Consider the following 15,320-nt stretch of genomic DNA (forward strand, 5'->3'; position numbering starts at 1 on the left):
CGCGCCCCCGGACTTGATCCGGGGGTTGACCCGCGGGTCTCTATCCGCTGCGATCTCCTGCACGAGATCCCCGGGTCAAGCCCGGGGATGACGAGATAAAAATCTGAAGGGAAAACACCTTGCAGTTCATGGTGATCGAGCATTTCCGGAACCAGGATGCGAAGGCGGTTTACGCGCGGTTCCGGGAGAAAGGCCGGCTGATGCCCGACGGCGTCAGCTTCGTCGCAAGCTGGGTCACCGCCGATCTCGGCCGCTGCTTCCAGGTGATGGAATGCGACGACGTGACCCTGCTGCAGCGCTGGGTCGCCGAATGGGCCGACCTGGTGGAGTTCGAAATCCTGCCGGTGGTCCCGGGCAAGGAGACGGCGGCGGCTCTAAGCCCTGCCTGACTGGGGGTATTAACCTTTAGCCGAAGAGCGCCGCGATCTCATAGAAGATCCCGCCGACCAAAGCCGCCGCCGGCAGGGTGATCACCCAGGCGACCACGATGTTGCTGGCGGTGCCCCAGCGCACGGCGGAGGTCCGGCGCATGGCGCCGACGCCGACCACCGCGCCGATGATGGTATGGGTGGTCGAGACCGGGATGCCGAGCCAGGTCGCGCCGAACAACGCCATGGCCCCGCCGGTCTCGGCGCAGAAGCCCTGGATCGGCTTCAGGTCGGTGATCTTCGAGCCGACCGTCTTCACGATGCGCCAGCCGCCGCTCAAGGTGCCGAGTCCCATCGCCGCCTGGCAGGTGATCACCACCCAGAACGGGACATGGAAGCCCTCCGGCATATAGCCCTGCGAATAGAGCAGGATCGCGATGATGCCCATGGTCTTCTGCGCGTCGTTGCCGCCATGGCCGAGGCTGAACAGCGAGGACGAGACGAATTGCAGCACCCGGAAGCGGCGGTCCGCGGCGAAGGGCGTCGCGCGCACCGAGGCCCAGGACGAGAGGATCACCAGCACGCCGGCGAGGCAGAGGCCGATCAGCGGCGAGAGCACGATGAACAGCGCGACGGTGCCGAGCCCGCTCCAGATCACCGCGCCGAACCCCGCCTTGGCGATTCCGGCGCCGACCAGGCCGCCGATCAGCGCGTGGCTGCTCGAGGATGGAATGCCGTAGATCCAGGTCAGGACGTTCCAGAAGATCGCGCCGATCAGGGCGCCGAAGATCACCTGCGGATCGACGATCTGGGCGTCGATGATGCCCTTGCCCATGGTGTCGGCGACATGCAGGCCGAACACCAGGAAGGCGATGAAGTTGAAGAACGCCGCCCAGAACACCGCGAAGACCGGCGACAGCACCCGGGTCGAGACGATGGTCGCGATCGAGTTCGCCGCGTCGTGCAGCCCGTTCAGGAAATCGAAGGCGAGCGCGATGACGATCAGCCCGATCAGGAGATGCATGGAGATCATGCGCGCAGGCCCGGGCTCAGACGTGCTCGACGACGATGCCGGCGATGACGTCGGTCACGTCCTCGCAGCGATCGACCACGGCCTCGATCAGCTCATAGACCCGCTCGCCGATCAGCTTGTCGCCGGCCGGATCGGATCCGGCGAACAGGGCCTTCATGCCGCGTTGCAGGAGCTCGTCGGCCTCGCTCTCGGCGGCGCGGACCTTCTGCTGCATCTCGCGGAACACCGCCTCGTTGCGGCCGATCGCGCTCAAGGCCGGCATGGCGTCGCGGATCGCCGTGCTGGCGCGCACCGCGCAATCGGCCATGCCGATCATCTCCGGCGTATAGGCGACTTTGTAGAGTCCCAGACGCCGCGCCGCATCCTTCATGATGTCGATCACGTCGTCGAGGGTGGTGATGAGCTCCAGCACCTCGGAGCGGTCGAACGGGGTGATGAAGCTCCGGTGCACGGCATGCACCGTCTCCTTGGTGATGTCGTCCGCCGCGTCCTCCAGGCGGAACAGTTCCTTGCAATGCGCGTCGTAGTCGGTGCCGGAGAGGATCTTGCGGAATTCCTCCGCGCCCTGGACCACGATCGCGGAATGGCGGCAGAAGCGCTCGACGAAGCGCTCGTCGCGCGGCATCAGCTTGCGAAACAGCCTCAGCACCATGGTGCGTCCCCCGGGCCCACTACGTCCTGGAGGCAGCATAGCCGCAAATTCGGATTTGTGTCAGTTCTGTTGCAGGGTTTTTACAGTGGCCGCGATGGTGATGACCAAGGCCACCACCGCCATCAGCAGCAGGCCGGGTGAAAGGCCGCGGCGCGGCTTCTCCGACTTGGGCCGCTCCGGACCCTGCACGATCCGATGGATCGACTGGATGATCTCCTTGAACGTCGGCTCCGGCTGCTTCGGCGTCATGCTCAGCCGCCCTTGGCCAGGGTTTCGGCGATCCAGTCGCGGTAGCTGTGGACCGGCGTCATGAAGGAGTTCTCGAACAGGCATTCGCCCACCGGGCCGGCGGAGACCGCGTTCATGATCCCGGTCAAGGCGTAGCGGCCGCTCATGTCCTTGCGCATGATCGGGCCGCCGGAATCGCCGTCGCAGGGCCAGGCGTCCATCAGCGGCTTCAGCGCCACCTCGCGCGGCGTGTCGTAGCCGGCGGCGGCGATCGAGGCCTTGCGCGCCGTGCCGGTGGAGCGCGACCGGTTGGCGATGCTGCGTCCGTAGCCCACGAACACGAACTGCTGGCCGTCGGTGAAATCCTCGCTGGCATCGAAGGGCATGATCACCGTCGGGTATTCATGCGCGGCGAGGAAGATGATGGCGATGTCGCCGATGTTGAACTTGTCTTCCTCGTCCTTGTAATCCGGATGGATCACCGTCTTGGTCGCGGCGACCTTGTGCACGTCCCCGATCTTCAGGTCGAACACCACGCTGACGCTCTTGACCTCGCCGGAGACGCAATGCGCCGCCGTCAGCACGGCCCGGGGCGTGATCAGGATGCCGGTGCAGGCGCCGGGGCGATCGTATTTGTCCGCGGGCACGACGCCGACGATGGCCCGGGCATAGGCCTCGGCTCCGGTCACCGGCTTGCCGTTGATGATGGCGCGGGCGGGCGCGGTGGAAACGACGAACAGGAGCAGCAGGAAGGCGAGGGATGCGGCAATGGCTTTGGCGGGCGTTCGGACCTTGGCGGTCCGCTCAGGCATGGACATCGAGGCTCGGTCCCCAGGTGCGAATACGGCGCAGTTTAGTGCAGGCGATAAGCCCAGGTCGAGAGTGACCTGCCGATGGCTCTCACCCGCTTCCCTCCCCCGAGATCGGGGGAGGGTGGGGAGGGGGTTGATGCAGCTGGAGCGTATGCAGGCTTACGCACCGGTAGATCCAGTGCGGATTGTCTAGGGCTTCCGCGCGATCAGCAGCTCGATGTCGAAGCTGACGTTGCGGCTGGCTTCCGGCGGCAGGGTCTCGAGCCGGGCATGGCGGGCGTTCGGGCCCATCAGGATGACATTGGCGATCTCCGCGGCGTCGAGCAGCGCTCCGGTGCGCAGGCGCCGATGGCTGGGGGCGCTGATCGCCGCGGCGATCCCGGCGGCATAGGTCTCGGTCTTGGCATCGCCCTGGTCGATCAGGCCGAATTCCCGGCGCAGCTCGATCAGGTGGTCGGGCCCGGGATAGGCGACCGCGAGCGTGCCGCCCGGCCGCAGCACCCGCGCCGCTTCCGCGAAGTTCTTCGGCGCGAAGATGCTGAGCACGAGATCCGCGCAAGCATCGCGCAGCGGCCAGTCGCGCCAGATGTCGGCGACGGCGAAACCGGACTTGGGATAGCGCCTGGCGGCATAGGCGCAGGCCGCCTTCGAGACGTCGATGCCGGTGCCGGCATGATCGCCGGTCGCGAGCCGCTGCAGGTGATGGGCCGTGCCGCAGCCGGCATCGAGGATCGCGCCGCCGCCCGGCGGCAGCGCGGCGCGGATCGCATCGGTGACGCCGTCGAAATGGCCCTTGGCCAGGAAGGCATCGCGGCGCGCCAGCTGCTGTGCATCGTCGCCGCCCTCGGCCGGCGCCGCGCCATGGCCGGTCAGCAGGTTGACATAGCCGGCGCGGGCCAGATCGAAACTATGCCGCTGCGGGCAGCGCAACGTCCGCTCGACCAGCGTGAGGTCGGCGCGGCAGACCGGGCAGCGGAAGAGATCGAACTTCGACATCAACTTCAGTGCCGGCCGCCGATGCGCCAGCGGTGGATCTCAGCCGGCGCCCCGCCGAGCAGGGCGGCGACCGCCTCGCGTGAGGGCGCCTGCAGGATTGCGGCGAAGCCTTGCCGCTCCGTGCCGTCGAGCGCGAGCGTGCCGCCATAGACTGCGGCGCGGTCGCCGAGCCGGGTCGCGAGATCGGGGGTCGCGGCGGCAGGGCCGAGCACCAGGAACAGCGGATCGTCGTTCGCCGGCTTGAAATCGCGCATGCTGCGGCCGAGCCGGTCATGCCAGCGGCGGATCATCACCTCGCCGTAGACGCCGGCACGGTAGAACGGTTCCTGATAGGCAAAGGCCTCGGCCGCCGCGACGTCGTCGAGGCGGACGATATGCAGGCTGCCGGTATGTTCCGCACCGTCGTCGCTCAAGGTCGGGCCGCGCGTCAGCAACCGCTCCGCATAGCCGTCCATGTAGGACCAATGCGCCTCGACATGGTGCTCGAGCAATACGCCCACGGTCGGCTTGTCGCGGCAATAGACCAGGAAGTCCAAGGCGCTCAGCCTTCGACCGGGGCGTAAGCGAGGGCGAGGCCGGGCCGCGCCCAGGGCATCTCGATCAGCGTCCCGGCGCTCGAACCGGTTATGTATGCCGTCTTCCGGTCCGCGCCGCCGAAGCAGATGTTGGTGGTGACGACGTCGCCGGTCGACACCTGCTCGACCAGCTTGCCCGCGGGGCTGACGACGGTGATGCAGCCGGAGACGATGGTGGCGATGCAGACGTTGCCGGATTCCTCGACCGCGAGGCTGTCGAAGCGCTGATAGCCGCCGGCGCCGAAGAGGATGCGCCCGCCATGCGGCGCGAAGCTCGCGGGATCGCGCTTCGGCTTGCCGGGCGCTTCGAGGTCGAAGGCCCAGAGCCTCCCGGTCTCGGTCTCCGCCACATAGGCCGTCTTGCCGTCGGGCGAGAGGCCGACGCCGTTGGGCGTGATCAGCGGATAGGCGACCTCGACGATCTTCGAGCCGTCGGCCAGCGCGTAATAGAGCCCGCCGTTGACCCGGTGGCGCGGGAAGAACTTGCCGTAATCGGTGAAGTAGAAGCCGCCCTGGTCGTCGAACACCAGGTCGTTCGGCCCGACGAGATTATGCTCGCCGCAGCGGCTGTAGAGGATGCGGCGCTCCTGCGTCTTCGGATCGAAACGCTCGATCCAGCCGCCGGCATAGCCTTCCGGCGTGCCCGGCCTCACCCGGTTGCCGCCGTCCGGCGCCTTGGTGAACAGGAACCCGCCGTTGTTGCAGACGTAGAGCGCACCGTCGGGTCCCCAGGCGAGCCCGTTCGGCCCGCCGGGCAGCTCGGCCAGAATGCCGGCCTTGCCGTCCTTCACCCGGGTGATCGTGCGGCGCTCGATCTCGACCAGGATGATCGAGCCGTCCTTGTCGACGACCGGGCCTTCGGGAAATTGCAGGTTGGCGGCGAGGATCTTGGGGGCGGGCATTGGGGGACTCGTGAAATGCGGACAACCGCCGCGATCCTAACGGTCTGATGCCCACCTGGATAGTTCGCCGAACCGGCGCGAAGGGCTCACTTATTCCCTTTGCCGCCGCCCTTTCCACCGCCGCCGTTGCCACCGCCGCCGTTGCCGCCACCACCGCTGTTGCCACCACCACCGCCACCACCGCTGTTGCCACCGGCATTGCCGCCGCCTTTGCCCTTGCCGCCGCCCTTGCCGCCGCCGCCGGTGGAGCCGCTCGAACCGTCGCTCGAATCGCCGCCCGATCCGTCCGGTCCGGCGTCGGTGGTGAAGTTCTCGATCATGGCGGCGGCTTGCGCGACGCTGACTTCGGGGATCGGCTCGTTGAGGCCGAACTGCTGGAGATCGCCGAGGAAGGCCAGGCTGCCGAGCTCGGTATCGGTCTGCCCCTGGCCCGGCGCCAGCGTGGTGGTTTCGCCGGTGAAATTGTTGGTGGCCTCCACCAATCCTTCATGCACCACGACGTCGGTCCGGCCGCTCGGGCGCACGTGGACGGTGACGTCGGTGCCGCGCAGGGTCATCGTGGCGGTCGGCGTGCGGATGACGGTGCTGCCCTTCGGCATGGCGCCGGTCGCGAAGCGCAGCGTGCCGACCGAGATGTCGAGGAGCGCATTGCCTTTGAGCGCGTCGATGTCGAACACGAAATCGTCGACCAGGACCTTGGTGCTCGATCCCAGCGCCAGGCCCGACCCGTCGATGAAGCGGACCAGCGCCCGGCTCTCGGCCAGGGTCTCCAGCGCTTCCGCGAACATGACGTGGTCGCCCTTGCGCTTGACCGCCTGGTCCTGCTGCGGCGGCGTGCCGTAGACCGAGCGTTGGACCTGCTCCATCGCCGCGACCGGCACCGGGTCGGCGACCGACGGCACCGGGCAGCCGAGCAGGCCCGCCACAACCAGGTATGCGATCCGCTTGCGCATGGGTCCCCTCCCGCGACAGGGGAATCCCCGGACAACGAACGATCCAGGAGGATATTCCCTGCGCGGGACGGATAATCGACCTGGCGGCTTGCGCGAGCCCTTCAGGACCGGCCCGCCACCCGCTCCATCCAGGCAACGGCAAACGGCACGATCGCGGCGGCATCCACCAGCACGCTGTCCGCCGCGCCGACCTTGCCTCGGCTCCCGGCGCCGGTCGCGAGGTAGTCGGTGACGATGCGTTCGATGAAGTTCTCCGGCAGCCCGGGCACGCAGGGCGCGCTGGTGTCGAATTCCTCGATCATCCGCCAGACGGTGCCCTGCGGCGTCGCCAACGGCACCTCGACCCGGATCACCCGCTTGCCCGGCAGCCGCGCCAGGTGCTCGGCATGGTGCAGCAGGGTCATGCTGTCGAGCGGCGCGCCCAGCATCAGCACCTTGCCGCCGATCTCGACCAGCCGCGCCAGCGGCGTGCCGGGGCCGTAGCCGTAGTCGAGCGGATGGTCGGCGGTCAGCCAGTCCGCCAGCCGCCCGAGCGCCGCCACCGAGGCGCCGGGATTGCCGCTGCGCCGCGCACCGGGCGTCGTCCGCAGGAATTCCGGCAGGCTGCCGTTCTGCCGCGCGGCGCGCGTGCGCGCCGGATCGAAGGGCAGCACATGGGGGCGCCATTCGGGCAGCGTGCGCCCTTCGGCGTCGACCAGGCTCTCCCAATCCGCCTCCCAGTCGAGATAGGCCAGCAGCGTGCCGTCGGCCCCGACCGCCGCCCGCAGCGCTGCGATGACGCTGTCGGGTCCGCCCAGCACCCGGCCGATGCTGTGGCAGGCGGCATGCACCATCACGCTGTCGCCCGGCGCGATGCCGAGCCGTGCCAGGTCGCGCGTGAGATCCGCGGCGCTGAGGAAGGCCTGTCCCGGCACGGGGCGCGCGCGCTACTGCGTCTCGCCCATCCGGGCTTCGATCCAGGAGGCGTAGGTGTGGATCGGCACCATGTAGGAGGCGGGCAGGCATTCGCCGCGCGGGCCGGTGCCGACCGCGCTCATGACGCCGGCGATCGCATAGTTGCCCTTCCAGTCCTTGCGCAGCACCGGGCCGCCGGAATCGCCGCTGCAGACCCAGGCATCGCCGAGCGGTTCCAGCGTGACCTCGCCGGGCCGGTCATCCCCGGTCGCGGCGAAGGCCGCCTTGCGCATGACGCCCGCCGAGCGCCGGCGCAAGGGATCGCTGCGACCGATGCCGACGATGGTGAATTGCTGCCCGGTGCTGAAGGTGAGGTCGCTGTCGAGCGGGACCGTCTTGGTCGGAAAGTCGTAGGCCGGCAGATAGAGAATGGCCAGGTCGTTCGCGGCGCTCTCCGGCGTCTCGGTGAAGACGAAGTCGGGATGGACCACGCTGCGCGACACGGTGACCTTGCGCGTGCCGGTGATGGTGAGATCGAACACCACGTCGATCGACTTGGTGTCGTGGACGCAATGCGCGGCGGTCAGCACGATCCGCGGCGAGAGCAGCGTGCCGGTGCATTCGCCATGCCGGTCCTCGTCCGTGGTCAGCAGCAGCCCGACCACGGCCGGCGCGTACCATTCCTGCCCGGTCACCGGCTTGCCGTTGATGATGGCGCCGGCCGGCCTGCTGCCGAGCAGCGCTGCCAGCAGCAGGAGAGCGGGGGTGGCGAGGCGGCTCCGATGCGTCATGGCCGGGATGTTAAGCGCAGCGCGCCGCCTCGCGCCAGGGGGTAGACGCGGGCCGGACAGCTGGTGCGGTCGAAAAAGAAAAGGCCGCGCGCGGCGGCCTTTTCTCCGGTGCAGAGGGTTCTCTGCGTTCAGGCTTGCTGCCGCCGGCGGCGCGCGAACCAGCCGAGGCCGGCGAGCGCGCTGACGAACAGCGGCAGCGTCGCCGGGATCGGCGTGACCGCGCTGGCGGTGAAGTCGAACGCCAGGTTGAGCCCGGTCAGCGATCCGAAATCCGAGCCCGGCGGTAACCCGGCGGTCTTGGCGAAGGTCAGTGTCAGCAGGTCGCCGGCGTTGACGGAGACCGGCCCACCGGTTGCGCCTCCTGCGCCGGAGCGGTTGGAGTTCTGCGCCGTCGAGGTTACCCAGTTGAGGACGGTCGCACCCAGGCTGAACTCCACATTGTTCGAGCGCGTGACGCTGGAATGCGCATACCAGACGTCGAAGACCAGGTTGTCGATGATGCCCGCCACGGGGGCGGTCCAGGCGATCGTCAGGTCGCTGCCGCTGTTGGGCGTGTGAATGACGACGTCGCCGGTCAGGAAGTCCCCGTCCGTGAGACCGGCTTGCGAGCCATCCTTGCCCGCCACGAAGGCGAACGGGTTGTCGCTGTTGAGATTGGTGCCGGTGCCGAAGAATGCCCCGGGAATGGCGGGCTCCAGATGGTTGCCGTTGCTGCCCACCGCGGCCTGGGTCGGCAGGGTGGTGCCGCCGTTATAGGTGATCGACCAGGGACTCCCCAGGCTGTTGGCGCTGCTGAAATCCGCCGCCAGATCATAGGTCGCCGCCTGGGCGACCGCGGAAGCGAGGAAAGCGCCGAGCGCCAGACCGGCCACGGCAAAAGCCACACGCATCTTCATCATTCGCCCCCCAGGAAGCGCAACGTCACAAACGAGACGTCACAAACGACCGCCATGCGTAGACAGAAATCCTACGCCGGCATGCCGCGGCGGGGCAGGGAAAATATGGTTAAAATAATTCGAAAATGTGGTTTGGGGCCGAATGCCCTGAAATGCCCTTCCGCCAAGGCCCCTAGGCGCCGCCGAAATCCACGTCCGCGGTCTTCGCCGTGCCGGCTTTTCGCCCCGGCGCCGTGTGGTGGGCCCAATAAAGATTGGTGTGGGCGATGACCTGCTCGGGCGGCGGCGCGCCCCATTCCGTCAGATCTTCGGTGGTATGGCCATCGCTCACCAGCAGCACGTCATAGCCCCGGGTGCAGGCGCCGTGGATGGTGCAGCGGATGCAGGCATCGGTCTGCGCCCCGGCCACCACCAGCCGTCCGACCCCGAGCCCCGACAGCACGGTTTCGAGCGCGGTTTCCTCGAAGGAATCGCCATGGGCCTTCTCGACCAAGGGCTCGCCGGCGGCGGGCTTGAGTTCCGGCACCAGCGGCCAGCCGGCGTTGCCCTTGCCGCCGTCCACCTCCAGATCCTGGACCCAGACCACCGGAATCCGCCGCGCCCGCGCCCGCTCGACCAGCGCGGCGATATTGGCGACGACGGCGTCGCGCGCATGCGCCTTGGCGACGACCGCAATCTGCATGTCGATCACCAGCAGCGCGGTGTTCGGGCGGTTGGGAAGCGTGGTCATGGCATCTGCTCCAACGCTCACCCGTCATTGCTTCCAGGACGCAATGTCGCGGCAATTGTCGATCAGGAAGTCGGGCCGAACCACGATCTGATGCAAGAAGGCATCGAACAGGTAGCCGTTTGCATTCTCGACATTGCGGGTGATCTGCTCGTATCTCAGCGAGCCGGGCGCCGAGCCGGCCAGCGCGGCACTGATCTCGGGCTTGAGCGCTTCTGAGACCGGAACGCAGCCGCTCTGGTCGCCGCGTGCCACCGGGCTGCTCATGAAGCGGGTGGTACAGCGGTTCAAGAGCTCTTCCAAGGCCTCGCAATAGGCGGCACCGGGATCGGTGTTTGGAACTGCCGACGCGCATCCGGCGATGGTGGCGACAAGAAGAAGGTGGATGAATTTCCGCGCGACCGCCTGCATGCCTTCCCCCAACGCATCTGCCGCAACTCTACCATCGGCGTGGCGCAGAGATCAAAAACACATCGCGCGCACCGGCCGCCTGACGCGCGATGCTACCGTGGAAACACCAGCCGGGCCGCTTGCGGCGTGATGGTCGCCACGGCCGGGGTATGGCCGATGAAGTCGCCGTCGCATTGAAACGCCGCGCCGTCCGGCTGCAGGATCTCGATCCGCGTCGCCGTGAGGATGCGATAGCCGGGCGCCTTGGGCAGGAAGCCCAGCATCAGCGCCAGGCCGTAGACGGCGACGAAAAAACGGCTGCCATGCCCGAACAGGCAGACCTGCAGGTCGGCGGTCTCCAGCCGCGCCGCCGGGGCGCAGACGAACTTGCCGCCATAGTAATGGGCGTTGGCGATCACCACGGAAGCCGCCTCGAAGGGAACGCCGTCGACCCGCAGCTGGAAGCGCGGGAAGTTGCCGCGGATCATCTGCTGCAGGCTGGCGAGCACATAGGCGCCCTTGCCGATCGCGCGCTTCAGCCGGGACGACACCGTCGCCACCACTTGCGCATCGAAACCGACCCCGGCCATCAGCAGGAATTTGTGGCCGTTGATGTCGCCCAGGCTGACCCGACGCGGCTCGCCATGGACGATGGTCCGCGCGATCCCGCCGGCGTTGAGGCCGAGGCCGATCTCAGCGGCGAGCACATTGGCCGTCCCGCGCGGAACGATCGCGACCGGCGGCGACTGCGGGGTGAGGCCGTTGAACACCTCGTTGATCGTGCCATCGCCGCCGGAGACGACAATCCGGTCGTACTCGGATGCCGACACCTGCGCCGCCAGTTCCCGCGCATGGCCGCGATGCGTTGTGTGGTGGATGACGAATCGGCAGCCCATCTGCTCCAGCTGCGCCAGGACCTTGCGCAGCCTGCCGCCGCGGCGACCCGAAATCGGATTGTGGATGACGAAAGCCCGGCAGGTCCCCGCCTCAAAGGCAGGGGACGCGCTCTGCGATCGTTCAAGCGGCTGCATGGTCGAGTTGATGGCCGACCTCCTTCAGGTTGCGCAAAGAAATAATCTTGGCGCAAAGGGCTATAGCCGTCACGCCGGAAATCGGCCCGCTGAGCCGCCCCCCAAAGCGCCGCAGCCCGAAAGCACATCGGGCCCCCGGATCGCTCCGGGAGCCCGATGCTGGGGCCTTCGACTAAGGACTTAGGGGTCTTAGCTGCAGCCGCTCGTGGAACCGCAGGTGTTGCACTTCATGCAGGTGCCGTTCCGGACCAGCGTGAAGTTGCCGCATTCGCCGCAGGAATCGCCCTCGTAGCCCTTGACGCGGGCTTCGCGGATCTTGGCGATGCGGTCATCGACGGCCTTGGCGACGGTCTGGCCGATGATGGCGCTTTCCGCCGAGGTCATCGCGGCTTCGACCGCGATCTGCACGCCGGCCGAGACCGGGGCGCCGTTGCGCTCCATCATCACCGCTTCGTGGTGCTCGTGATGCTCCTGGGCGAGCGCGGTGTTGCCGACATTGCGGAACAGGACGAGGTTCGAGCGGACGAAGCCCGAGGACGCGATCTTCTTCACCACTTCCAGGCCGCGATCCGACTTCTCGTTCTCACGCACCGCGGTCTCGCGCTCGCCCGAGCCCATGGCGTCGAAGTCGAGATCGTCCGGCTTCACATGGGCGAGGTCGTTGCGGCCGAGATAGGAGACCGCGAGCTCCCGGAAGATGTAGTCCAGGATCGAGGTCGCCATCTTGATCACGTCATTGCCCTCGACGATGCCATTGGGCTCGAAGCGGGTGAAGGTGAAGGCCTCGACATACTCTTCCAGCGGCACGCCGTATTGCAGGCCGATCGAGATCGCGATCGCAAAGTTGTTCATCAGTGAGCGGAAGGCGGCGCCTTCCTTGTGCATGTCGATGAAGATCTCGCCCAGCTTGCCGTTCTCGTATTCGCCGGTGCGGATATACACCTTGTGGCCGCCGACGATCGCCTTCTGGGTATAGCCCTTGCGGCGTTCCGGCAGGCGGGCGCGCTCGTTCTCCGCCACCTTCTCGACCACGCGCTCGATCACCCGTTCCACGATCCGCTCGGCGACCATCGGGGCGCGGGCGGCGGGATTGGCTTCGATCACGTCCTCGACCGTGTCCTCGTCGCCCAGCACCGAGGAGGCGAGCGGCTGCGAGAGCTTGGAGCCGTCGCGATAAAGCGCGTTGGCCTTCACGCCCAGGCGCCAGCTGAGCATGTAGGCGTCCTTGCAGGCCTCGACCGAGCTGCGGTTCGGCATGTTGATGGTCTTGGAGATGGCGCCGGAGATGAAGCTCTGCGCCGCCGCCATGATGCGGATATGGCTCTCGACCGAGAGATAGCGCTTGCCGATCTTGCCGCAGGGATTGGCGCAATCGAACACCGGCAGGTGCTCGTCCTTCAGGAAGGGGGCACCTTCCAGGGTCATCGCGCCGCAAGCAAAGGTGTTGGCGGCTTCGTAATCGGCCTTGCTGAATCCGAGCACGCTCAGCATGTCGAAGGTCGGCTCGTTCAGTTCGGCCTCGGTGAAGCCGAGCGCATCGCGGCAGAAGCCTTCGCCGAGCGTGTATTTGTTGAAGATGAAGCGGATGTCGAAGGCGGTGGCGACCGCCTTCTCGACCGCGTCCAGGGCGACGTCGGTGAAGCCCTTGGCCTTCAGCGTCTGGTGGTTGATGCCCGGTGCGCCGCGCAAGGTGGCGTGGCCGACCACATAGCGCACCATCTCTTCGATCTCGCTGGGCTGATAGCCGAGCGTCTTCAGCGCGTCCGGGACGCAGCGGTTGATGATCTTGAAATAGCCGCCGCCGGCGAGCTTCTTGTACTTCACCAGCGCGAAGTCGGGCTCGATGCCGGTGGTGTCGCAATCCATCACCAGGCCGATCGTGCCGGTCGGCGCGATCACCGTGGCTTGCGCGTTGCGATAGCCATGCTGCTCGCCCAGTTCCAGCGCCTTGTCCCAGGCGCGCTTGGCGGCCTCGACCAGGCGCTGGTCGGGGCAGTTGGCGCTGTCGAGCGGCACCGGCGGGACCGAAAGACCCTCGTAGCCGGAAGTCTCGCCATAAGCCGCGCGGCGGTGGTTGCGGATGACGCGCAGCATATGCTGGGCGTTCTTCTGATAGCTCGGGAAGGCGCCGAGCTCGCCCGCCATCTCCGCCGAGGTCGCGTAGGAGACGCCGGTCATGATCGCGGTCAGCGCCGCGGTCAGCGCGCGGCCCTGGTCGCTGTCATAGCCGATGCCCATCTCCATCAGCAGGCCGCCGATATTGGCGTAGCCGAGGCCGAGCGTGCGGAATTCGTAAGAGAGTTGCGCGATTTCCTTGGACGGGAACTGCGCCATCAAGACCGAGATCTCGAGCACCACGGTCCAGAGCCGGGTCGCATGCTCATAGGCGGCGATGTCGAAGCCAGCCTCGTTCTTGAAGGTCATCAGGTTCATGGACGCCAGGTTGCAGGCCGTGTCGTCCAGGAACATGTATTCCGAGCAGGGATTGCTGGCGTTGATGCGGCCGGATTCCGGGCAGGTATGCCATTCGTTGATCGTGGTGTCGAACTGGACTCCCGGATCCGCGGAGGCCCAGGCGGCGAAGCCGATCTTCTCCCAGAGGTCGCGGGCCTTGAGCGTCTTGTGGACCTTGTCGTCGGTGCGGCGAATGAGGTTCCAGTCGCCGTCGTTCACCACAGCCTGGATGAAGTCGTTGGAGACGCGGACCGAGTTGTTGGAATTCTGGCCGGAAACGGTGAGATAGGCCTCGCTGTCCCAATCGGTGTCGTAGGTCTTGAACTCGATCTGGCGATAGCCCTGCTCGGCGAAATGGATGACGCGCTGGATGTAGTTCTCCGAGACGGTGGCCTTGCGCGCCTCGCGGATCGCCGCTTTCAGCGCCGGATTCTGCTTCGGGTCGAAGCGGCCTTCGCCTTCGCCGGCATGGGCTGCCTGCATCACGCGGTTGAGATGCAGGTTGCAGAGCGCGGAGCCGGAGACCATGGCGGCCACCTTCTGCTCCTCGGTGACCTTCCAGTTGATGTAGGTCTCGATGTCGGGATGGTCGAGATCGACGGTGACCATCTTCGCGGCGCGGCGGGTGGTGCCGCCCGACTTGATGGCGCCGGCAGCGCGGTCGCCGATCTTCAGGAAGGACATCAGGCCGGAGGAACGGCCGCCGCCCGAAAGCCGCTCGCCGTCGCCGCGCAGCTTGGAGAAGTTGGAGCCGGTGCCGGAGCCGTACTTGAAGAGGCGCGCCTCGCGGACCCAGAGGTCCATGATGCCGCCTTCGTTGACGAGATCATCGGAGACCGACTGGATGAAGCAGGCATGCGGCTGCGGGTGCTCGTAGGCGGATGCCGACGCGGTCAACTCGCCCGATTTGAAATCGACGTAGTAGTGGCCTTGGCTCGGACCATCGATGCCATAGGCCCAATGCAGGCCGGTGTTGAACCACTGCGGCGAGTTCGGCGCGGCCATCTGCTTGGCCAGCATGAACCGCATCTCGTCGTAAAAGGCTTTCGCATCGGCTTCTGAATCGAAATAGCCGCCCTTCCAGCCCCAATAGGTCCAGGTGCCGGCCAGGCGATCGAACACCTGCTTGGCGCTCTTCTCGCCCGTGGTGCGCTCGTTCGCCGGCAGCTTGATCAGCGCTTCGCGGTCGGCTTCCTGGCGGAACAGCCATTCCGGGACATCGGCTTCCACCACGGGGCGGAGCCGGGTCGGGACTCCCGCCTTGCGGAAATACTTCTGCGCCAGGACGTCGCTCGCCACCTGCGACCAGTCGGCGGGGACTTCGATCCCGTCCAGCTTGAACACCACCGATCCGTCGGGATTGCGAATCTCGCTGGTGGTCTGCTGGAAGTTGATCTCCGCGTAAGGCGACTGATCGGCTTTGGTGAAACGGCGTTCAATGCGCATGTTCAGACCCCTGCTGCACTCGTGGTCACGATGTCGAAACGGTGGTTAACCGCTAGCCCCGAAGAGAATCCCCCTCCCTCTGCAGAAATCGCTTCAGCAAAGTGATCGAAGGGGTTGATGTGGCGCGCTATTACTGGTGACCCAGCCGGCGCCTACCGCCAGATATTGCGTC

Annotated in this window: 16 protein-coding genes; 1 reads left to right on the top strand and 15 read right to left on the bottom strand. The window is 66.9% G+C overall.

The annotated features are described in order from the left end of the window. Positions 1-128 precede the first annotated feature (128 nt). Positions 129-389, top strand: a complete 261-nt coding sequence (locus tag ACYQ4T_RS02230) for a DUF3303 domain-containing protein (protein ID WP_459852020.1) — start codon at positions 129-131, stop codon at positions 387-389. Between the two features lie 16 nt (positions 390-405). Here ACYQ4T_RS02230 and ACYQ4T_RS02235 read toward each other — a convergent pair whose 3' ends face one another. The 15 genes from ACYQ4T_RS02235 to ACYQ4T_RS02305 form a co-directional block, all read right to left on the bottom strand. After that, on the bottom strand, positions 406-1,392 hold the full coding sequence (locus tag ACYQ4T_RS02235; protein ID WP_459850451.1) for an inorganic phosphate transporter: 987 nt from the start codon (positions 1,390-1,392) through the stop codon (positions 406-408). Positions 1,393-1,417: 25 nt separating this feature from the next. After that, entirely contained in the window at positions 1,418-2,053 is a 636-nt protein-coding gene (locus tag ACYQ4T_RS02240; protein WP_459850453.1) for a DUF47 domain-containing protein, read from the bottom strand. Positions 2,054-2,113: 60 nt separating this feature from the next. Further along, positions 2,114-2,302 carry a hypothetical protein gene (locus ACYQ4T_RS02245; RefSeq protein ID WP_459850455.1) on the bottom strand — a complete coding sequence of 63 codons (189 nt, stop codon included), beginning with the start codon at positions 2,300-2,302 and terminating at the stop codon, positions 2,114-2,116. A 2-nt stretch (positions 2,303-2,304) separates the two neighbouring features. Further along, positions 2,305-3,093, bottom strand: a complete 789-nt coding sequence (locus tag ACYQ4T_RS02250) for a S1 family peptidase (RefSeq protein WP_459850457.1) — start codon at positions 3,091-3,093, stop codon at positions 2,305-2,307. 189 nt (positions 3,094-3,282) lie between these two features. Further along, positions 3,283-4,089 (bottom strand): putative RNA methyltransferase, encoded by an 807-nt coding sequence (locus ACYQ4T_RS02255; RefSeq protein ID WP_459850459.1) that lies wholly within the window; start codon positions 4,087-4,089, stop codon positions 3,283-3,285. Between the two features lie 5 nt (positions 4,090-4,094). Next, entirely contained in the window at positions 4,095-4,625 is a 531-nt protein-coding gene (locus ACYQ4T_RS02260) for a YciI family protein (RefSeq protein ID WP_459850461.1), read from the bottom strand. 5 nt (positions 4,626-4,630) lie between these two features. After that, positions 4,631-5,566 (bottom strand): SMP-30/gluconolactonase/LRE family protein, encoded by a 936-nt coding sequence (locus ACYQ4T_RS02265; protein ID WP_459850463.1) that lies wholly within the window; start codon positions 5,564-5,566, stop codon positions 4,631-4,633. Between the two features lie 86 nt (positions 5,567-5,652). Next, on the bottom strand, positions 5,653-6,519 hold the full coding sequence (locus tag ACYQ4T_RS02270) for a FecR family protein (protein WP_459850465.1): 867 nt from the start codon (positions 6,517-6,519) through the stop codon (positions 5,653-5,655). 101 nt (positions 6,520-6,620) lie between these two features. Then, the gene (gene aac(3), locus ACYQ4T_RS02275; protein ID WP_459850467.1) at positions 6,621-7,433 is read right to left on the bottom strand and encodes an aminoglycoside 3-N-acetyltransferase; all 813 of its coding nucleotides are present in this window, start codon (positions 7,431-7,433) and stop codon (positions 6,621-6,623) included. Between the two features lie 12 nt (positions 7,434-7,445). Further along, complete coding sequence (locus tag ACYQ4T_RS02280) at positions 7,446-8,204, bottom strand: S1 family peptidase (protein ID WP_459850469.1); 759 nt, start codon at positions 8,202-8,204, stop codon at positions 7,446-7,448. 128 nt (positions 8,205-8,332) lie between these two features. Next, entirely contained in the window at positions 8,333-9,103 is a 771-nt protein-coding gene (locus ACYQ4T_RS02285; protein ID WP_459850470.1) for a hypothetical protein, read from the bottom strand. Between the two features lie 169 nt (positions 9,104-9,272). Beyond that, a complete protein-coding gene (locus tag ACYQ4T_RS02290) occupies positions 9,273-9,830 on the bottom strand; it encodes an isochorismatase family protein (protein ID WP_459850472.1) in 558 nt (185 codons plus the stop codon). Between the two features lie 24 nt (positions 9,831-9,854). Next, on the bottom strand, positions 9,855-10,238 hold the full coding sequence (locus ACYQ4T_RS02295; protein ID WP_459850474.1) for a hypothetical protein: 384 nt from the start codon (positions 10,236-10,238) through the stop codon (positions 9,855-9,857). A 92-nt stretch (positions 10,239-10,330) separates the two neighbouring features. Next, positions 10,331-11,248, bottom strand: coding sequence for a diacylglycerol/lipid kinase family protein (locus ACYQ4T_RS02300; protein ID WP_459850476.1), 918 nt, complete (start codon positions 11,246-11,248; stop codon positions 10,331-10,333). Between the two features lie 189 nt (positions 11,249-11,437). After that, entirely contained in the window at positions 11,438-15,148 is a 3,711-nt protein-coding gene (locus tag ACYQ4T_RS02305) for a vitamin B12-dependent ribonucleotide reductase (protein ID WP_459850478.1), read from the bottom strand. Positions 15,149-15,320 lie beyond the last annotated feature (172 nt).

This window comes from Dongia sp. agr-C8 (assembly GCF_054658695.1).